The organism is Streptomyces sp. NPDC100445, assembly GCF_044759735.1.
GTDB lineage: Bacteria > Actinomycetota > Actinomycetes > Streptomycetales > Streptomycetaceae > Streptomyces.
The window spans coordinates 256437-274532 of sequence record NZ_JBIVZV010000013.1 but is presented as its reverse complement, the minus strand read 5'-3'; the positions used below and the strand labels follow the sequence as shown (position 1 = coordinate 274532).

The window sequence follows — 18096 nt, the reverse complement described above, 5'->3', positions numbered from 1 at the left end:
GGCGCCGTCCCGGGTCAGTCGCCGCCGCGCCGGGCCACGGTCAGCAGCCACGCCAGGTTGCCCACCGCCGCCCCGGCGGCCACCGTGGCGACGATCACGCCAGCGGTCGCCAGGCCGTCGCTGAACAGGTGCGGGCGCCGGTCCAGGCTGTGCAGCCCGAAACCGCACAGCTCGTACACACCGACGGCGGCGATGGCCAGGCTGACGACGAGGACGGTCAGCGTCGGGGCGAGACTGCGCGCACAGACCTCCCCGGCGGGTTCCGCTTCCGTGATGTCCTGCATGGATCCCCCGTGAACAGACGTGTGAACAGCCCGGTGGCCGCTGGCGGTTGGGAAACTACATCACGTAGGCCCGGTCGGGACCGACGCCGTGCCGATCCCCCCCGGGCGCGGACCCGCGGGGCGCCACCGGGCCCATCGGCGCCGACGGCGTCCGGCCGGGGCCACGAGCGGGGCCCCTCCATGATGGCCGAGGACGCGAACACCGCCGTACCGGCAGTTCGGGGTGTGGATGCGGGTGGCGACGTCACCGACCAACCAGCCGCCGTACTGCTGACCGGTCAGCAGTACGGTGCGAGACCGCCCTGCCCCGCCCCGTCACCGGCATGTCCCGCGCCGTAGCCGGCCCGACCGGGAGTGTCACCGCGCCGCGCGCCGCAGGACGATACCGCCGGCGAGCGTGCCGACGAGGACGACGGCCGCGTTCACCGCGATCGCGGTCCGCAGCCCGCCGAGGACCGCCGCCGCGCCCGTACCCGACATCGCGGCGGTGGCCACGGCGCTCATCACCGGGGTACCCATCGTGATGCCGATCTGCTGGGTCATCGTCGCCAGGCCGGTCGCCAGTCCCTGCTCGTGGTCGGCGAGCCCGGACGTGGCGGTGACCATGAAACCGACGATGACCAGCATGTTGCCCACCCCGCCCGCGAACGTCGCCCCCAGGAAGAGCCAGAGCGAGGAGTGGCCGGTGCCGAGCCCGAGCAGGACCGCCGTGAACAGGGCCTGCACGAGACCGCCGGCGAGGATCGTCCGGGGCGCGCCGAACCGGCCGATCACCCGGGGGGCGACGGACCCGCCGACGACGGTCCCCGCGCCCAGCACGCCGAACGACAACCCGGCGGCCAGCGGGGAGAAGCCGAGGACCTCCTGGAGGTAGAGGGTCAGCAGGAACACCAGCGACGTCTCGGTCAGGAACGCGACCAGCCCCACGACGTTGCCCCACGCCACCGACCGCTTCCCGAGCACGCCCGACGGCACCAGCGGTGCGGGCACCCGGCGTTCGACGGCCCGGAACGTCAGCAGCAGAGCGGCCCCGGCCGCCAGCGGGACCAGCGTGGCCGGTGCGCCCCAGCCGTGTTCGCCGGCCCGCGTCAGACCGAGGACGACGGCGAGCAGCCCGAACGTGACCGTCACCGCACCCGGCACGTCCAGCTTCGGGCGCTCAGCGGGCCGTGACTCGGCGATGACCGCGGGCGCGACGAGGAGGACCGCCAGCGCGACCGGCACGTTGACGAAGAAGGACCAGCGCCACGACAGCAGGTCCGTCAGCAGGCCCCCGAGGATCGCCCCGGTGGTGAATCCCGCCGACATCAGTGTCCCGTTGAGCCCGAGCGCCCTCTCCCGCAGCGGACCCTCGGGGAACGACGTCGTCAGCAGCGACAGCCCCGCCGGGGTCACCGCGGCGGTGGCCAGGCCCTGGCACACCCGGGCCGCGATCAGCATCCCGGGGCTCTGCGCCAGGCCACCCGCCAACGAGGCCGCGGCGAGAACGACGAGACCGCCCAGGAACAGCCTGCGGGGACCGAAGAGGTCGGCGATCCGGCCGAACAACAGCGTGAACCCGGCAGCGCACAGGGCGAACGACGTGCCGATCCACTGGAGGTGGGCGAGGGAGAAGCCCAGCCCGGCGCCGATCACCGGCAGGGCCACGTTCAGGATGGAGAAGTCCACGGCCAGCATGAACTGGGCCGCGAGCAGCAGCACGAGCACCAGGCGGAGCCGTGGGGTGAGAACCGTGTGCGGACCCACGGACGGTGTGACGGTGACGGACATGACGAGGAGATCCCCTCTGTGTGACGGAGTCGCGCGGTACCCACTCGTCCGTCCCGGCCGGGGCGGAGCCGCGCGGTACGAGGCTCGTCCGCCCCGGCCGCCCCAGCCAGCACCGTCTCCCGACCACCCGCCGCGAGGGTGGTCATCACAGGACCACCCACGGGCATCCCCTGCCCGTGCCCCGGCGGGCAGGATGGACCGACCACGACCGCCCGACACCCGGAGGCACGCATGGGCGCCCTGTCCGAGCTGGGAGACTTCCTCAGGTCCCGCCGTGGCGCGCTGCGGCCGGAAGACGTCGGCATCGCGACCGCGCCGGCCCGCCGCCGGGTCGCCGGACTGCGCCGCGAGGAACTGGCCCTGCTCGCGGGCGTCAGCATCACCCACTACACCCGCCTCGAACAGGGCCGCGCGGCCGGCGTCTCCGACTCCGTGCTGGAGGCGATCGCCCGCACGCTGCGGCTCACCGAGGACGAGACCGCCCACCTCAAGGACCTGGCCCGCCCGGCCACCGGGCACCGCCCCGGCGGATCCCGCGCCGAGCACGCCACCTCGTCGGCCCGGCAGTTGCTCGCCGCCATGACGGACGTACCGGCGCTCATCCTCGACCGGCGCGGCGACGTCCTCGCCTGGAACCCGCTCGGCCACGCGCTGCTCGCCGCCCACCTGCCCCGCGAGGCCCCGCACACCCCGGCGGACCGGCCCAACCTGGTACGGATGCTGTTCCTGGACGAGCGGTACCGGAACCTGTATCCCGATCACAAGGAGGAGGCCCACCTCGCGGTCGCCTCCCTGCGCCTGGTCGCGGGCCGCCACCCCGACGACCGCGCCCTGGCCGAGCTGATCGGCCGGCTCTCCATCCACAGCGACGAGTTCACCGCTCTCTGGGCCCGGCACCCCGTCCGCACCTGCACCTCGGGCGGCAAGTCCCTGCACCACCCCGCGGTCGGCGCGCTGCACCTGAGCTTCGAGAACCTGTGCCTGCCCGGCCCGGCCGGCCAGCGCCTCATCACCTACACGGCCGAACCCGGCACCCCGTCCGACGCGGCCCTGCGCCTGCTGGCCGGCACAGCACGATCAGGACACGCCGATCTCCTTCCGCTCAGCGGCGCGTCCGGTGAGGGAGCGGGAAGATGAACGTCCCGGCTGCGGAACGGCGAAGCAAGGCCCCTCCCCGCACATGACGACGGCGGGGTTCGAGAACCCCGCCCGTCACCCGAGGAACCCGGTCAGGGCCAGACCAGGCAGTAAGGCTGGTGCCCCGCCTCGTGCAGTCGGTGGCTGAAGTCCTGCCACTCGTGGAGGAGCTGGTAGACGTTGAAGGCGTCGCGGGGGCCGCCGCGGTCCGGGACCGTGGACCAGATGAACGCCGCCGCGCCGACCGCTTCCTCGCCGATGCCGCGCAGGGGGTCGACCACCGTCATGGGGAGCTTGACGACCGCGTAGTCGGGGTGCAGGACGACGAGTTCCAGGGGCGGCACCTTGTGCAGGGGGACGCCCTCGATGCCGGTCAGGACCATCGCGGCCATCGTCTCCGGCTTGATCTTGGTGAACATGCCGTTCATGCCCAGCTCGTCGCCGCCGAGTTCCTCGGGACGCATCGAGATGGGTACGCGGGCCGCGGTCGCGCCGTCCGGCGCGCCGAAGTATTTGTACGTCACCCCCACCCGACCACCATTCCTGCTCCCCGCCCGGAGACGGTCGACCCGGTGGTCGAGCCGGCGGTCGGCCGGCCGGTCCGTCCCGCTGTCCGGATCACGCGCCGGCTGCCGGTCGGTCCGCTCGCGGTCGTTCCGTTCCCGGTCGATCCGCCGGTCGTACCGCTCGGGTTCGCCCGGTGCGCCCTGTGTCTGCCGTGCGTCAGCCTGCCATGCGTCGGACGGCCGCGTCTCGACCGGCCGTGTGTCGGACGGTCGCGCCTCGGTCGGTCGCGTGTCGGCCTGCCGTGTCTCCTGTCGTCTCTCGGTCGTTTCCTCCGCGTCGCGCCGGTGCCTTCCCCGCCGGGCACGTCGAGGACCCAGGTCGTCAGTCCCCTCGCCCAGTCCGCCACCGCGATGCATATCTCCACCCGACTGCTTTTCTAGGACGCACGGCCCCCGCCGCGCAACCCGATCATCGTGTCAGTGACCTCCCCCACGGCCGCCCGCCGAAACGTGCGGTGGAACAACAGTCCACGGGATCCGTCCGGCCCCTGATCACCCGGCTTCTGATGATTACGTGCGCAGGAGCTGTGTGTATCAGGTGCCAGTCTCGCAGATGACCGCCGGATGGCGGCGCCCCGATGCGGAGGCCGACCGCGGTCCGGCCGGGGCGCGGCCTACCCTGAGGTGGTCACCCCGCAACCGGAGTCCGAGAGGCCGGAGAAGACGCACGTCATGAGTGCCCTGAGCGAAACGCCCTATCCCTACGACGCGCCCGCCTCACAGGCGCTCTTCGACCGCGCCTCCGTCGTCACCCCGGGCGGGGTGAACTCCCCGGTGCGTGCCTTCCGCGCCGTCGGCGGCACCCCCCGTTTCATGGTGTCGGGCAAGGGCGCCTACCTGACCGACGCCGACGGCCGCGAGTACGTCGACCTGGTGTGCTCCTGGGGTCCGATGATCCTCGGCCACTCCCACCCGGAGGTCATCGCCGCCGTCCAGGAGGCCGCGTCCCGCGGCACGTCCTTCGGCACTCCCGGGGAGGGCGAGGTCGCGCTCGCCGAGGAGATCGTCGCCCGCGTCGAGCCCGTCGAGCAGGTCCGGCTGGTGAGCAGCGGGACCGAGGCCACCATGTCCGCCATCCGGCTCGCCCGCGGATTCACCCGGCGGTCGAAGGTGATCAAGTTCGCCGGCTGCTACCACGGGCACGTCGACTCGCTGCTCGCCGCCGCCGGGTCCGGGGTGGCGACGTTCGCGCTGCCCGACACCCCCGGGGTCACGGGCGCGCAGGCGGGCGACACGATCGTGCTGCCGTACAACGACCTGGAGGCCGTGCAGGAGGCCTTCCACCGGCACCCGGGTGAGATCGCGTGCGTGATCACCGAGGCCTCACCGGGGAACATGGGCGTGGTGCCGCCGCACCCCGGGTTCAACCAGGGGCTCAGGGACGCCTGCCGGGAGAACGGCGCCCTGTACATCTCCGACGAGGTCATGACCGGGTTCCGGACCAGCCGGGCCGGGTGGTTCGGCGTCGACGGGGTCAGGCCGGACCTGATGACCTTCGGCAAGGTCATGGGCGGCGGCTTCCCCGCCGCGGCCTTCGGCGGCCGGGCCGACGTGATGGCCCACCTCGCCCCCGCCGGGCCCGTCTACCAGGCCGGCACCCTCTCGGGGAACCCGGTCGCCACCGCCGCCGGGCTGGCCCAGCTGCGGCTGCTGGACGACGCGGCGTACGAGACCGTGGACGCCGTGTCGGAGCGGATCCGGTCCCTGGTGACGGAGGCGCTCACCAAGGAGGGGGTCGCGCACCGGCTCCAGACGGCCTCCAACATGTTCTCGGTGTTCTTCACGGACCGGCAGGTGCGTGACTACGAGGACGCCAAGCGGCAGGAGTCGTTCCGCTACACCGCGTTCTTCCACTCGCTGCTGGCGAACGGCGTCTACCTGCCGCCGTCGTCCTTCGAGTCCTGGTTCGTGTCCACGGCCCACGACGATCGGGCCATCCAGAAGATCGCCGACGCCCTTCCGGCGGCGGCCCGGGCGGCTGCGGAGGCCACAGCGGCATGAGTGACAGCAAGGACATCACCGTCGTCCACCTCATGCGGCACGGCGAGGTCGAGAACCCGGACGGCATCCTGTACGGGCGGCTGCCCGGGTACCACCTCTCGGAGCTGGGCCGGCGGATGGCCGACCGGGTCGCCGAGCACCTCGCCCCGCGGGACGTGACGCACGTCTGCGCCTCCCCGCTGGAGCGGGCGCAGGAGACGGCCACGCCCATCGCCAAGGCGCACGGACTCGACCTGGACACCGACGAGCGGCTGATCGAGGCCGACAACGTCTTCCAGGGCAAGACGTTCGGCGTCGGGGACGGCGCGCTGCGCAACCCGGACAACTGGAAGCACCTCGTCAACCCGTTCCGCCCGTCCTGGGGCGAGCCGTACGTCGACCAGGTCGTGCGGATGATGGGCGCGCTGAACGCGGCCAAGGACCGGGCGCGCGGCCACGAGGCGGTGCTGGTCAGCCATCAGCTGCCGATCTGGATCGTGCGGTCCTACGTCGAGCGGCGGCGGCTGTGGCACGACCCGCGCAAGCGGCAGTGCACGCTCGCGTCCCTGACGACATTCACATATCAGGGGGACAGGATCGTGTCGGTCGGGTACAGCGAGCCCGCCATCGATCTGGTCCCGGTCCACCTGCGCGCCGGTGCCAAGCCGCAGAAGGGCGCGGGCACGGCCCAGGGCAAGGCCTTCGGCGCCTGACCACCCGGTCCGCGCGGTCCGGTGGCCGTCCCGCGCGGTCCCTTCGGAACACAGAGTCCGATTGGGGTGACTTACCGTATTCCGCCGGGATTCTTGTGAAAAACATAAGAATCAGAGGAACCTCCCCGATCCTCGCGCCCTCTGTCTGGGTGACACCAGCCAGGCGTGACGATCGGGGATCTTTATGCGCACCTTCTCCCGCAGCCTCTCCCGCAGGGGAGCGATCGGCCTCGGCGCGGGCGCGGCGGCCGCCGCCTCGCTGGCCGGGTGCGGTGGCTCCACGTCCTCGGACGGTGCCGGGCACCCGGGCGGTTCCGGCGGGGGGAAGAAGGAGCAGGGGAGCAACGGCGGGGCGCGTCCGGCCCGGCCCATCGGCGACGGCTCGACCTCCTTCACCGGCCGCCAGCCGCACCAGCCGGCCAGGCCCGTGCCGCTGGAGCCGGGGCAGGCCCCGCCGCAGTTCGTGGTCTTCTCCTGGGACGGCGCCGGCGAGGTCGGCAACGGCCTCTTCCCCCGCTTCCTGGACCTGGCCAAGGAGCACGGCGCGAGCATGACCTTCTTCCTCTCCGGGCTCTACCTGCTGCCCGAGGCGAAGAAGCGGCTGTACGAGCCCCCGAACAACCCGCGCGGCGCCTCCGACATCGGCTACCTCGCCGACGCCCACATCAAGGCCACGCTGACCAACGTGCGCCGGGCCTGGCTGGAGGGGCACGAGATCGGCACGCACTTCAACGGGCACTTCTGCGCCGGTCACGGCACGGTCGGCAACTGGACCCCGCAGCAGTGGGCGAGCGAGATCCGGCAGGCCAAGGCGTTCGTGAAGGAGTGGCGGACCAACACCGGCTGGACCGACCTGCCGTCGCTGCCCTTCGACTACGACAAGGAGCTGGCCGGCGGCCGTACGCCCTGCCTGCTCGGGCAGGACAACCTGCTGCCCACCGCCCGCGAGCTGGGCTGGCGCTACGACGCCTCCTCGCCGGGCGGCCGCCAGGTGTGGCCGGTGAAGAAGCTCGGGATCTGGGACCTGCCCCTTCAGCAGATACCTTTCCCCGGTCGTTCGTTCGAGGTGCTGTCCATGGACTACAACATGCTCGCCAACCAGTCCGTGAACTCGACCAAGGCGCCCGCCTACAACTACCCGGCCTGGCGCAAGCAGTCCGCGCAGGCGTACATCCAGGGGTTCCAGCGGGCCTACGAGACGAACCGGGCGCCGTTCTTCGTCGGCAACCACTTCGAGCAGTGGAACGGCGGCATCTACATGGACTCCGTCGAGGAGGCCTTCCGGCACATCGCGCGGGAGAAGGAGAAGGGCGCCGACGTGCGGCTGGTCTCCTTCCGGCAGTTCGTGGACTGGATGGACGTGCAGAAGCCCGAGGTGCTCGCCCGGCTGCGAACGCTGGAGGTCGGACAGCGGCCCGCCGGGGGGTGGAAGCAGTTCCTGCGGGGCGGCAAGGCGGCCTCGTCCGACGCCGCCTGACCGGGCCGGTGGGGGTCGATGTCGGGAATGCCCCTTGTAAAAACGCCCTGAAATGCGGTTTTCCGCCCGACAGGGGGGTGCGCGAGAGCCACGGAACAGGCATGCGAAACTTTTCACATGAGTACCCGTAGCCGCGCCGTCCTGCTCAGCGCTGTGGCCGCCGTCGCGGCCCTGACCGTGTCCGCGTGCGGTAAGGGCGGTATCTCCGGTGGCGGCGGCGACACCAACTTCGTCACCGGCAACAACGGCATCGACAGCGTCCCGGCCGGCCAGCGCGCCGCCGTCCCCGACCTGTCCGGCAAGACCGTCGACGGCAAGTCCCTCGACGTCGCCGACTACCGGGGCAAGGTCGTCGTCATCAACGTGTGGGGCTCCTGGTGCGGACCGTGCCGGGAGGAGGCGAAGTACTTCGCCCAGGTCTCGAAGCGGTACGAGGACAAGGGTGTCCAGTTCGTCGGGATCAACACCCGCGACGCCAGCACCATCCCCGCGCTCGCCTTCGAGAAGGCGCGCGGCATCACCTACCCGAGCCTGTACGACCCGACCGGCCGGCTGATGCTCCGCTTCAAGAAGGGCACCCTGAACCCGCAGCTCGTCCCCTCCACGCTCATCATCGACCGGCACGGCAAGATCGCCGCGCGCGCCCTGGAGCCGCTCGACGACACGACGCTGCTGAAGATGGTCAAGCCGGTCCTCGCGGAGAAGTGACGTGAGCGCACTGCTGACGCTGGCCGCGGAGACGGGCCAGGGCCGCAACGAGACCGTCCTGCACGGCGCCCTGCTGGTCTCCCTGCCGATCGCCCTGCTCGCCGGGCTGGTCTCGTTCTTCTCGCCCTGCGTGCTGCCGCTGGTCCCCGGCTACCTCTCCTACGTGACGGGGGTCGCGGGCACCGACCTGGCCGAGGCCCGGCGGGGGCGGATGGTGGCGGGCGCCTCCCTGTTCGTGCTCGGCTTCAGCGCCGTGTTCGTCTCCAGCGGCGCGCTCTTCGGCTTCTTCGGCGCCAGCCTGATCGACTACCAGGGCACCCTGTCCAAGGTGCTCGGCGCGCTCATGATCGTCATGGGCGTCTTCTTCATGGGGCTGCTGCCCTGGTTCACCATGCGCGAGTTCCGCTTCCACAAGCGGCCGACGGGCAGCCTGCTGGGCGCGCCCCTCCTCGGCGCCCTCTTCGGTGTCGGCTGGACGCCCTGCATGGGCCCGACGCTCTCCGCGGTGAACTCCCTGTCCTTCCAGGAGTCGAGCGCCGCGCGCGGGTCCCTGCTGATGCTGGTGTACTGCGTCGGCCTCGGCGTCCCCTTCGTGCTCACCGCGATCGCCTTCCGCAAGGCGCTCGGCGCCTTCGCCTGGGTCAAGCGCCACTATGTGTGGGTGATGCGCATCGGAGGCTCCATGATGATCCTGACCGGTGTGCTGCTGCTGACCGGCGCCTGGAGCGGTCTCATCCAGCAGATGCAGACCTGGTCCGACGGCTTCGATGTGGGGATCTGACCGATGAGCAAGACCGAGACCGGCACGAGTGCGGACCAGGAGGACCTGGGCGCCGCCGGCTCCCAGCTGTCCACCGCGCCGCGGGAGGAGCAGAGCGCCCCACCCGGCTTCGGGGTGGTCGGCTGGGCGCGCTGGTTCTGGCGGCAGCTGACCTCCATGCGGGTCGCGCTGCTGCTGCTCCTGCTGCTCTCGCTCGGCGCGATCCCCGGCTCGCTGATCCCGCAGACCGGCGCCGACGCGAGCAAGGTCGACGACTTCCGCGCCGCCCACCGCACGCTGGCCCCGGTCTACGACAAGCTGGGCCTGTTCCACGTCTACAGCTCGGTGTGGTTCTCCGCGGTCTACATCCTGCTGTTCGTCTCCCTCGTCGGCTGCATCATCCCGCGCACCTGGCAGTTCGTCGGCCAGCTCCGCGGCCGTCCGCCGGGCGCGCCCCGGCGGCTGGACCGGCTGCCCGCGTACACCACCTGGCGCACCGCCGCGGAGCCCGAGCAGGTCCGCGAGGCCGCGCTCGCCCTGCTCAAGAGGCGCCGCTTCCGCGCCCACGCCGCCGGTGACGCCGTCGCCGCCGAGAAGGGCTATCTGCGCGAGGTCGGCAACCTGGTCTTCCACGTCGCGCTGATCGTGCTGCTGGTCGCCTTCGCCTCGGGCCAGATGTTCAAGTCCGACGGCACCAAGCTGATGGTGGAGGGCGACGGCTTCTCCAACACGCTGCCGCTGTACGACGACTTCAAGTCCGGCAGCCTGTTCCGCAACGACGACCTCGTGCCGTTCAGTTTCGACCTGAAGGACTTCAAGGGCACCTACGAGCTGACCGGCCCCAACCGCGGCACCCCGCGGACCTTCCAGGCGCGGATCAGCTACAGCGAGGGCGTGAGCGGCAAGGCGCGGACGACGACCGTCAAGGTCAACGAGCCGCTGGAGATCGGCGACGCCAAGGTCTACCTGGTCAGCCACGGCTACGCCCCCGTCATCACCGTCCGCGACAGCAAGGGCCGGGTCGTCTACCACAACCCCGTGCCGCTGCTGCCCCTCGACGGGAACGTCACCTCGCAGGGCGTCGTCAAGGTCATGGACGGTTACCGCGACGCCAGGGGCACCAAGGAGCAGCTCGGCATCAAGGCCTTCTTCCTGCCGACCTACGGCGGGGCCGGCATGGAGATCGCCTCGGCGTTCCCCGCACTGCTGAACCCGGTGCTGAACCTGGAGCCGTACCACGGCGACCTCGGTGTCGACTCGGGCATCCCGCAGAGCGTCTACCAGCTCGACAAGACGCACATGAAGGACTACAAGGACGCCAAGGGCGCGCAGCTGCGGATGAACCTGAAGCCCGGCCAGACCATGAAGCTGCCGAACGGCGCCGGGTCGGTCACCTTCGAGAAGGACGTCAAGGAGTGGGCCGGCTTCGAGATCGTCCAGGAGCCGGGCGGCGGCTGGGCGCTCGCGGGTGCCCTCGCCGCGATCTTCGGCCTGGCGGCCTCCCTCTTCATCCAGCGCCGGCGCGTGTGGGTGCGCGCGGTGCGCGGCGCCGACGGCGTCACGGTGGTGGAGATGGCCGGGCTCGGCCGCAGCGAGTCCGCGAAGGTGCCCGAAGAGCTGGGCGCCCTCGCCGGCGTCCTCTACGACCAGGCGCCGGGGGCACCCGACCCCGGCGACGACTCCGCACAATCCCCAGTCGTACCTGCCGAAGGGGCTGAGAAGTGACTCTCGCCGCCGCAACCAACGAACACCTCGCGAGCATCAGCAACACGCTGATCTACTCGTCGATGGCCGTGTACACCCTGGCCTTCTTCGCGTACATCGCGGAGTGGCTGCTGGGCAGCCGCAGCAAGGTGGCCCGGACGGCCGCCGCGCTGACGGCGCCGGCCGGGACCGCCGGGGCCCCGGCGGTCACCGTGCGGCAGGCCGGCGGGACCGCCGTGCTGGAACGGCCGAAGGTCGTCGTCCGCTCGGCGTCCGGCGCGCGGGACGTGCCGGACGGGCCGGGCGCGCACGGCGGGGACGTCCAGGGCGACCTGTACGGCCGGATCGCAGTCTCGCTCACCGTGCTGGCCTTCCTCGTGGAGCTGGTCGGTGTCGTCGCCCGCGCGGCCTCGGTGCAGCGGGCGCCGTGGGGCAACATGTACGAGTTCAACATCACCTTCTCCACGGTGGCCGTCGGCGTGTACCTCGCGCTGCTGGCGCTGCGCAAGAACGTGCGCTGGCTCGGCCTGTTCCTCATCACCACGGTCCTGCTCGACCTGGGTCTCGCGGTCACCGTCCTGTACACGGCCAGCGACCAGCTGGTGCCGGCCCTGCACTCGTACTGGCTGTACATCCACGTCTCCACCGCGATCTTCTGCGGCGCGGTGTTCTACGTCGGCGCGGTCGCCACGATCCTGTACCTGTTCAAGGACTCGTACGAGAACAAGCTCCAGACCGGCGGCCGGCCCGGCCGGTTCGCGACCTCGGTGCTGGAGCGGCTGCCCGCCTCCTCGTCCCTGGACAAGTTCGCCTACCGGGTGAACGCGGCCGTCTTCCCGCTGTGGACGTTCACGATCATCGCGGGCGCGATCTGGGCGGGCGACGCCTGGGGCCGGTACTGGAACTGGGACCCGAAGGAGACCTGGTCCTTCATCACCTGGATCGCCTACGCCAGCTACCTGCACGCGCGGGCCACGGCCGGCTGGAAGGGCCGCAAGGCCGCCTACCTGGCGATGATCGCCTTCGGCTGCTGGCTGTTCAACTACTACGGCGTCAACATCTTCGTCACCGGCAAGCACTCGTACGCGGGCGTCTGACGCGGTCCTCCCGGCGCGCCCGCGCAACCGCGTGCGCATCCCCGGCGCCGGGGGCAGGCTGGTGTCATGAGCGGTTCCATCGCACAGGGCACCAGCCAGACCCACGGGAACACGCACATCCTGCACTTCGTGGTGCGGCTCCCGCGGCGCATGGAGGACGTCTGGGCCGCGCTGGCCACGCCCGAGGGGCTCGGGGCCTGGCTCACCCCGGCCGACGTGCTCGAACCCCGGCTCGGCGGCGCCGTCACCCTGCGCGACCTGGGCAGCGGGGAGATCACCGCGTGGGACGTGGACCGGGTCGCGGAGTACACCGTCGGGGGCGGCGGCCGCATCCGGTTCCACCTGGAGCGGGACGGGGAGGGCGGCACGGCCCTGCGGTTCACCCACGAGTTCCAGGGCGAGGAGGCGTCGGAGCGGGGCTGGCGCGCCCACTTCGAGCGGCTGATCGAGAACCTGGAGCCGTCCCGGCCCCCGCAGCCGTAGCCCCTGCCCTCTTCCGCGGCCGTGGCCGTACCCGCCCCGGGGGAGCCGTACCGCCTAGGACGGCGGCAGGCACTCCTTCCCCGGCGGCTTCCCCTCCGGCCAGGCGATCCGGACGAACCGCGAGCCGCCCGTGGGGGTCAGCTCCACGATCGGCACCGCCTTGTCGTACGGGTTGCCGTGCACGTCCAGGCAGATCCAGCCGCTCGCCCCGTCCACCCGCAGCGAGCCCTTGACCTGCGGCCACTGAAGACCCACGTCCGTGAGCGCGGGAACGTTCCGGCCGGCCGGCACCGCCTCCCGGACACCGTGCACGGCGAGCCGCAGGGCGTCGTAGCCGATGATCAGCTGTCCGTCGTCCAGGGCGACCTGGCCGAGCGGGCCCAGCGGGCCGCGGTCCGCGGCCGACAGCAGCTTGCTCAGTGCCGCGAAGTCGGCCGCCGAGCCGCCCGTGCGCGCCCGGTCCTTCGTCCAGGCGTCCGGGTGGGCGAGCGAGGTGTAGCGCACGGCGAGGCTGCGGCCCAGCACGCCGCGGTCCAGGTCCTTCTCGTGCGTCAGGTAGGACGCCTCGTCGCCGGTCAGCACGGTGAACTTCCGGTCCTGGCAGCCGCGCCCGCCCAGCGCGTTGATGAACTGCCGCAGCTGGGTGTGCCGGCCCGCGAACAGGAGCGTGTCCGTCCTGCGCGGGGTGTCGCACACCAGGTGGGTGATCTGCCGGAAGGTGTTCGCGGTGGTGCCCTCCTGGCTGCGGTCGGCGGGCGGGGTGAACGGCTGCGACTCGAACGGCGAGCCCTTGATCAGCGCCGCGAAGGAGTGCTGGAGGGTCCGCGTGTACGGGTCGCCGGGCCGGTCGTACACCAGCAGCGCCTTGCCCGCGCTGACCTTCGCGAAGGAGGCGAGCGCGCGGGCCTCGTCGGTGTTGGTCGGTGCCACCCGGGCCAGTCCGGGGTAGGGGTCCCCGTTGCCCCGGCCGTTGGCGAGGTCGTCGGCGGTGATGGAGGAGCCGATCACCGGGACGTGGTGCCGGGTCAGCTCCGTGACGGCCCGCTTGTTGGCGTCGGTGCTCTGCCCGATGCCGGCGACCACCCGCAGCCGGTCCGGGCCGGCCGTCATCGCGATCAGCCGGTCGACGGTCTGCCGCCAGTGCGTGCCGGTCGCGCCCGGGTTGGCGAGGACCAGCCGGATCAGCGGGCGTTCGCCGTTGGCGTCGTGGTTGGCCTGGTACTGAGCCAGGTAGGCGCCCTGGAGCTGGTGGCGGATGTCGTTCTGGTTGGTGGGGGACGTCGAGGTGTACGGCAGCATCAGCGCCACCGTCACGTAACTGCCCGGGCGCAGGCGGTCGTTCTCCCGGCCGATGGCCCGGACCACGTCCGCCAGCCGGGGCTGCCCGAAGGCGTACGGCCCGGTCGCCACCCCCACGCACTCGTCGGCGCCCGCCGGCCGGGACACCCCGGGCGCGCAGGACCGGTTCTCGTGCAGCAGGGCCCGCACCGCGAACCCCACGCCGGCCACCAGGGCCACCGTCAGCAGCAGGGCCGTGTAGCGGCGCAGCGGGATCTCCCACACGCCCTCCCGCAGCCATGTGCCCGCACCCCTGCGTGTCATCACGCCTCCCCGCGTCGGTGGTCCGGACCGGCGCCCGCGGTGTCCGCGTCGTCGGGGTCGTCGGGGTCGTCGGGGTCGTCGGGGCGGTGCGGGCCGTGCGTCCCGCCCGTGTCCCGCGGGCCGTCCCCGGCCGCCGCGGGGCCGTCCATCGGGCGTCCGGCCAGCGCCGCCGCCGGCCAGTCCCGGGAGGCCCGCCACAGCAGCGCGTTGGCCGCCGGCCGCAGGTTGGACAGCTGCTCCAGCTCGAAGCGGAGCCGGTCGCACACCTGCGGGTCGGGCAGGACCAGCGGGTCGGCCAGCAGCCACACGGCGTGCAGCAGCCGCCGTATCCGCAGGTGCAGCACGGCGTCCGAGCCCTCCGGCACGGTGTGCCCGGCGTCCGTGCGGCCGAGCGCGACGGCGGCCCGCCGGTCGCCGCGGCCGGTGAAGTCGCGGCCCTCGGCGTCGTGCGCGTGGAAGTACGGCGCGGACGCGACGAAGCGCAGGGTGCGCAGCCAGGCCCGGGGGTCGGCGGTGGCGAAGGTGTCGCACAGGTGGGCGACGGCCGCCCCGGTGTCCCCGAGGGCGAGTTCGTGGTGCAGCCGGTAGCGGGCGTGCTCGGCGTCCGGGTAGTGGGCGACGAGCGTCTCGTGGGCGGTGCGCCAGGACGCGTGGTCGGCGTCGCGCAGGTGCAGCCGGAGCAGGAGCAGGGTGCGCACGAAGGGGTCGCCGACGAAGCGGCCCGGCACGGCGGGCAACCCCTCCTCGACGAGGAGCGTCTGGAGCGCCCGTACCCGCGCCGGCCCGAAGGTGTCCGGCAGCAGCGCCTCGGCCACCGCGCAGGCCGAGCCGTGGTCGTGGGCGGCGACCAGCACGGTCAGCTCCTCCAGGTGCTCGGCCGGCACCAGCCGGTCCAGCAGCGCCTGGTAGGCGGGGACGGCGGGCCGGTCCTCGGCGGGGCGCAGGCCGGCCGTGAGGAGTCCGCCCAGCGAGGTCACGCCGGGCAGGGCCTGCGCGGCGGAGTCGGCGAGCAGCGTGATGCCCAACGGGTTCCCGCCGGTCAGCCGGTGCACGGCCGGAGGGAGCTGCGCCGGGACCGCGGCGTCCGCACGGACCGCGCCGACGATGTGCAGGGTGTCGTCCTGGCTCAGCGGCGCCAGCGCGAGCAGCAGCGCCCGCGAGGAGGGGGACGCGTCCGGCGCCCAGTCGCAGCGCCGGGCCGCCTCCGCCAGCTCCCGCCGCGCCGCGCCCGGCAGTTCGTCGCGGGCCTCGCCGCGCCGGGCCGCGACGAACGCCACCCGGTCCCCGATGCCCTCGGTGCGGTCCCGCAGCACGGCCGCGATCAGGCCGGGGCCCGGCGCCGACTGGGCGTTGTCCAGCAGGACCAGCGGCCGGCCCAGCCGCTGCATCCGCGGCAGCATCCCCGCGTACGCCTCCGTCAGGTCGGCCAGCAGCGCCCGCACCAGGTACCGCTCGGCGTGCTCCCGGGAGCCGCCGCCGTCCCGGAAGTGCGCGGACAGCAGCATCAGGCCGCGCTGGGCGTTGCCGCCCGCGTTCGGGTACGTCCGGTACCAGGTCGACGCCTTCTGCTGCCGGCGGTTGGTGAACCCCTCGGCGACGGATTCCAGGGTCGCCTCGATGGCGCCCGACACCAGGGGCCCGGTGCCGGTGGCCGCGGCGACCACCTTGGCCGCCACCTTCCCGGCCCAGCGCCCGGCCAGCCCGCTGATCCACGTGCCGCTCTCGTTCAGCAGCAGGATCCGCTCGACCTCCCGGCGGATGCGTTCGGAGTCGGCGTCGCCCCAGCCGCCGGCGGCCACCGCGACCAGTCCCGGCATCAGCCGCGGGAAGGTGATCCGGCCGGCGCCCGTCACCGGCGCGGCGAGCTGTTCGGCGATGATCAGCAGGGCCTGCGCGAGCGGCGACCAGGACGCGGCGGGCCGGTCCGCGGGCGGCGCCGCGAACTGGGCCTCCGCGCAGTCGGCCAGCGCGACCGGTGTGTGCCCCCGGTAGGCGTCGCGCAGCTCGGTGAGGACCGCGCTCTTGCCGAGTCCGCGGGCCCCGGTGAGCACCACGAACGGCGGTTCGTCCGGGTGCTCGTACGGATGGCCGCGGTGCTGGTGCGGGCGCAGGCCCACGAGCCGCGGCGCGAGGCCGGCCGGATCCACGTCGAACAGCGCCCCGCGCCCGTGCAACCGTCTGTGCACCGCATCTCCCCCTCAACACCAGTGTAGAAAGGGATAGTTGATCCACACCAGGGTCCGCGGTGACCGTTGGGTCACGAAACCGCCGGGAGGCGCCCGTGGGCCACCGAGGCGATCCGGTCCCGCAGCCGCTCGACGTAGAGCCGCACGTTCTTGGCGGCGACGTCCGTGTCCGGGTAGCGGCTGGCCAGCCACAGCCCCTCGTGCAGCCGGTTGACCCACACGCACACCTGGTCCCCGTACGACACCCGCAGCAGGGCGTGCGCCCGCTGTTCGGGCCACCGCTCGGCGCCCGTGATGCCGCGCGCGTCGAGGTAGGAGACGATCGAGTACAGGTCCGGGGAGGTGGGCCGGAAGTCCGTGCCGAGCAGGGCGAGCACCCGGGCCAGCGGCATCCGGGCCAGCGGCCGGTTCGCCTGGAGTTCGGCCCGCACCGCCCGTACGGTCTCCGGGAAGCCGCGGGTGCGGCTCACGGGCACCTCGATGGGGGCGCCGCCCACGTACCAGCCGACGGAGTCGCTCCACCGGGACTTCACCCGGGTGTGGAAGGGCACCACCGTGCGGTACACCGGCTGCCCGCCCAGCTCGTGGACGATGAGCCCGGTCGCGGCCAGCAGCCCGACCATGCTGCCGCCGTAGGGCCGGCAGTACGCCTCGAACGCCGCCGCCTCCTCGGCGTCCGCCAGCGGCTCGCACAGCATCTGCTGCCGCGGCAGCGGGCCGTCGGGGTCCAGGCCGAGGTCGACGGGGAAGCCCGGCAGCGTCCCGTCGCAGCGGCGGATGAACTCCCGCCAGCGCGTGACGATGTCGTGTCCGCCGTCGAGCCGGTCGGCGTCCGCCCGCTCGATCTCGCAGAAGTCGACGTAGCTGGCGACGGGAGCCGGGGCCTCGGGGGCGGTGCCGGCGGCGCCGGCCGTATACAGCTCGTGGATCTCGGCGGCGATCCGGTGCACGGAGTAGGCGTCGACGTTGCTGTGGTCGAAGGCCATGTACACGCTGGCGCCGTCGTCCCGGACGACCGCCGTGTAGATGAGGTTGGGCCAGCGCAGCGCGTCCGCGACGGTGTCGAAGCGGTCCTGGAGGTGCCGCACGAGCAGGTCGGCGTCGGGGAAGTCGCCGACCACCTCCCGGCGCAGGGTCACGTCGGCCGCGTCGAGGGTGAACCGGCGCAGTTCGTCACCCGCGCCGCCCGCCCAGCGGAAGCCGCTGCGCAGCGTCTCGTGCCGCACGGTCCAGGCGCGCAGCGCCTCCTGGAGCAGGTCCAGGTCGACCGGGCCGGGGAGGTCGAAGGCGGTGCCGAGCCAGGTCGGCACGAACAGCCCGTCGTCCCGTACGCACTTGGCGGTCCTGATGTGCGACTCCTGGATGTAGGCGGGCGGCCGGGAGTCGTCCGGGAGTGCCGTCGCCGCTTCGACGGTCGCCGGGCTCAGCGTCCACTCGACGAGCCGTCCCGGCCGGACCTCGCAGCGCTGGATGTCAGTGATTCGCACGCGTCTCCCATCGCAAAGGGACCCCTGGGTGCGGGCTCCCCTGCAAGGCAATGCCGTGGGACGCGGCCGGGACATGCCCGTCCGGTTCATTTCAACGGAACGGGTGGCAGGCCGAACGCGGAAGTGAATAACCGACGGTGAC

At 72.6% G+C, this 18096-nt stretch carries 15 protein-coding genes; 9 read left to right on the top strand and 6 right to left on the bottom strand.

Translation table 11 applies throughout. From position 1 onward, the window contains the following. Nucleotides 1–14: 14 nt before the first annotated feature. Nucleotides 15–284, bottom strand: coding sequence for a hypothetical protein (locus tag ACIQVT_RS28640; RefSeq protein ID WP_403760130.1), 270 nt, complete (start codon nucleotides 282–284; stop codon nucleotides 15–17). A 357-nt stretch (nucleotides 285–641) separates the two neighbouring features. Then, on the bottom strand, nucleotides 642–2054 hold the full coding sequence (locus ACIQVT_RS28635; RefSeq protein WP_403760127.1) for an MFS transporter: 1413 nt from the start codon (nucleotides 2052–2054) through the stop codon (nucleotides 642–644). 231 nt (nucleotides 2055–2285) lie between these two features. On the opposite strand from ACIQVT_RS28635, the gene ACIQVT_RS28630 reads away from it, so the two are divergent. Next, a complete protein-coding gene (locus ACIQVT_RS28630; protein ID WP_403760124.1) occupies nucleotides 2286–3191 on the top strand; it encodes a helix-turn-helix transcriptional regulator in 906 nt (301 codons plus the stop codon). A 92-nt stretch (nucleotides 3192–3283) separates the two neighbouring features. Here ACIQVT_RS28630 and ACIQVT_RS28625 read toward each other — a convergent pair whose 3' ends face one another. Next, nucleotides 3284–3721 carry a hypothetical protein gene (locus ACIQVT_RS28625; RefSeq protein WP_003974483.1) on the bottom strand — a complete coding sequence of 146 codons (438 nt, stop codon included), beginning with the start codon at nucleotides 3719–3721 and terminating at the stop codon, nucleotides 3284–3286. A gap of 717 nt (nucleotides 3722–4438) precedes the next feature. Between ACIQVT_RS28625 and hemL the strand changes: the two genes are divergently transcribed. The 8 genes from hemL to ACIQVT_RS28585 all read left to right on the top strand — a co-directional run bounded on the left by hemL (nucleotide 4439) and on the right by ACIQVT_RS28585 (nucleotide 12679). Then, nucleotides 4439–5758 (top strand): glutamate-1-semialdehyde 2,1-aminomutase, encoded by a 1320-nt coding sequence (gene hemL, locus ACIQVT_RS28620; protein ID WP_403760267.1) that lies wholly within the window; start codon nucleotides 4439–4441, stop codon nucleotides 5756–5758. Then, nucleotides 5755–6450 carry a histidine phosphatase family protein gene (locus ACIQVT_RS28615; protein ID WP_403760122.1) on the top strand — a complete coding sequence of 232 codons (696 nt, stop codon included), beginning with the start codon at nucleotides 5755–5757 and terminating at the stop codon, nucleotides 6448–6450. Before hemL ends, ACIQVT_RS28615 begins: the two co-directional genes overlap by 4 nt. A 184-nt stretch (nucleotides 6451–6634) precedes the next feature. Next, nucleotides 6635–7927, top strand: coding sequence for a hypothetical protein (locus ACIQVT_RS28610; protein WP_403760119.1), 1293 nt, complete (start codon nucleotides 6635–6637; stop codon nucleotides 7925–7927). A gap of 117 nt (nucleotides 7928–8044) precedes the next feature. Then, entirely contained in the window at nucleotides 8045–8635 is a 591-nt protein-coding gene (locus ACIQVT_RS28605; RefSeq protein WP_403760116.1) for a TlpA family protein disulfide reductase, read from the top strand. A 1-nt stretch (nucleotide 8636) separates the two neighbouring features. Beyond that, the gene (locus tag ACIQVT_RS28600) at nucleotides 8637–9416 is read left to right on the top strand and encodes a cytochrome c biogenesis CcdA family protein (protein ID WP_403760113.1); all 780 of its coding nucleotides are present in this window, start codon (nucleotides 8637–8639) and stop codon (nucleotides 9414–9416) included. Nucleotides 9417–9419: 3 nt separating this feature from the next. Beyond that, nucleotides 9420–11120 carry a cytochrome c biogenesis protein ResB gene (locus ACIQVT_RS28595; RefSeq protein ID WP_403760109.1) on the top strand — a complete coding sequence of 567 codons (1701 nt, stop codon included), beginning with the start codon at nucleotides 9420–9422 and terminating at the stop codon, nucleotides 11118–11120. Then, nucleotides 11117–12196, top strand: coding sequence for a c-type cytochrome biogenesis protein CcsB (gene ccsB, locus ACIQVT_RS28590; protein WP_403760106.1), 1080 nt, complete (start codon nucleotides 11117–11119; stop codon nucleotides 12194–12196). The genes ACIQVT_RS28595 and ccsB overlap by 4 nt, the downstream gene beginning before the upstream one ends. 66 nt (nucleotides 12197–12262) lie before the next feature. Further along, on the top strand, nucleotides 12263–12679 hold the full coding sequence (locus ACIQVT_RS28585; protein ID WP_403760103.1) for an SRPBCC domain-containing protein: 417 nt from the start codon (nucleotides 12263–12265) through the stop codon (nucleotides 12677–12679). Nucleotides 12680–12733: 54 nt separating this feature from the next. Here ACIQVT_RS28585 and ACIQVT_RS28580 read toward each other — a convergent pair whose 3' ends face one another. The 3 genes from ACIQVT_RS28580 to ACIQVT_RS28570 all read right to left on the bottom strand — a co-directional run bounded on the left by ACIQVT_RS28580 (nucleotide 12734) and on the right by ACIQVT_RS28570 (nucleotide 17954). Further along, nucleotides 12734–14281, bottom strand: coding sequence for an ABC transporter substrate-binding protein (locus tag ACIQVT_RS28580; RefSeq protein WP_403760100.1), 1548 nt, complete (start codon nucleotides 14279–14281; stop codon nucleotides 12734–12736). Beyond that, nucleotides 14281–16467 carry a hypothetical protein gene (locus tag ACIQVT_RS28575; RefSeq protein WP_403760097.1) on the bottom strand — a complete coding sequence of 729 codons (2187 nt, stop codon included), beginning with the start codon at nucleotides 16465–16467 and terminating at the stop codon, nucleotides 14281–14283. Before ACIQVT_RS28575 ends, ACIQVT_RS28580 begins: the two co-directional genes overlap by 1 nt. 71 nt (nucleotides 16468–16538) lie before the next feature. Continuing rightward, nucleotides 16539–17954, bottom strand: coding sequence for a condensation domain-containing protein (locus tag ACIQVT_RS28570; RefSeq protein WP_403760094.1), 1416 nt, complete (start codon nucleotides 17952–17954; stop codon nucleotides 16539–16541). Between the last annotated feature and the right edge of the window lie 142 nt (nucleotides 17955–18096).

What these genes read in the sequence shown, in the direction of transcription:
- ACIQVT_RS28610 (WP_403760119.1), top strand. Translation starts at nt 6,635, where the DNA reads ATGCGCACCTTCTCCCGCAGCCTCTCCCGCAGGGGAGCGATCGGCCTC.
- ACIQVT_RS28605 (WP_403760116.1), top strand. Translation starts at nt 8,045, where the DNA reads ATGAGTACCCGTAGCCGCGCCGTCCTGCTCAGCGCTGTGGCCGCCGTC.
- ACIQVT_RS28630 (WP_403760124.1), top strand. Translation starts at nt 2,286, where the DNA reads ATGGGCGCCCTGTCCGAGCTGGGAGACTTCCTCAGGTCCCGCCGTGGC.
- ACIQVT_RS28640 (WP_403760130.1), bottom strand. Translation starts at nt 284, where the DNA reads ATGCAGGACATCACGGAAGCGGAACCCGCCGGGGAGGTCTGTGCGCGC.
- ACIQVT_RS28615 (WP_403760122.1), top strand. Translation starts at nt 5,755, where the DNA reads ATGAGTGACAGCAAGGACATCACCGTCGTCCACCTCATGCGGCACGGC.
- ACIQVT_RS28635 (WP_403760127.1), bottom strand. Translation starts at nt 2,054, where the DNA reads ATGTCCGTCACCGTCACACCGTCCGTGGGTCCGCACACGGTTCTCACC.
- ACIQVT_RS28595 (WP_403760109.1), top strand. Translation starts at nt 9,420, where the DNA reads ATGAGCAAGACCGAGACCGGCACGAGTGCGGACCAGGAGGACCTGGGC.
- ACIQVT_RS28585 (WP_403760103.1), top strand. Translation starts at nt 12,263, where the DNA reads ATGAGCGGTTCCATCGCACAGGGCACCAGCCAGACCCACGGGAACACG.
- ACIQVT_RS28580 (WP_403760100.1), bottom strand. Translation starts at nt 14,281, where the DNA reads ATGACACGCAGGGGTGCGGGCACATGGCTGCGGGAGGGCGTGTGGGAG.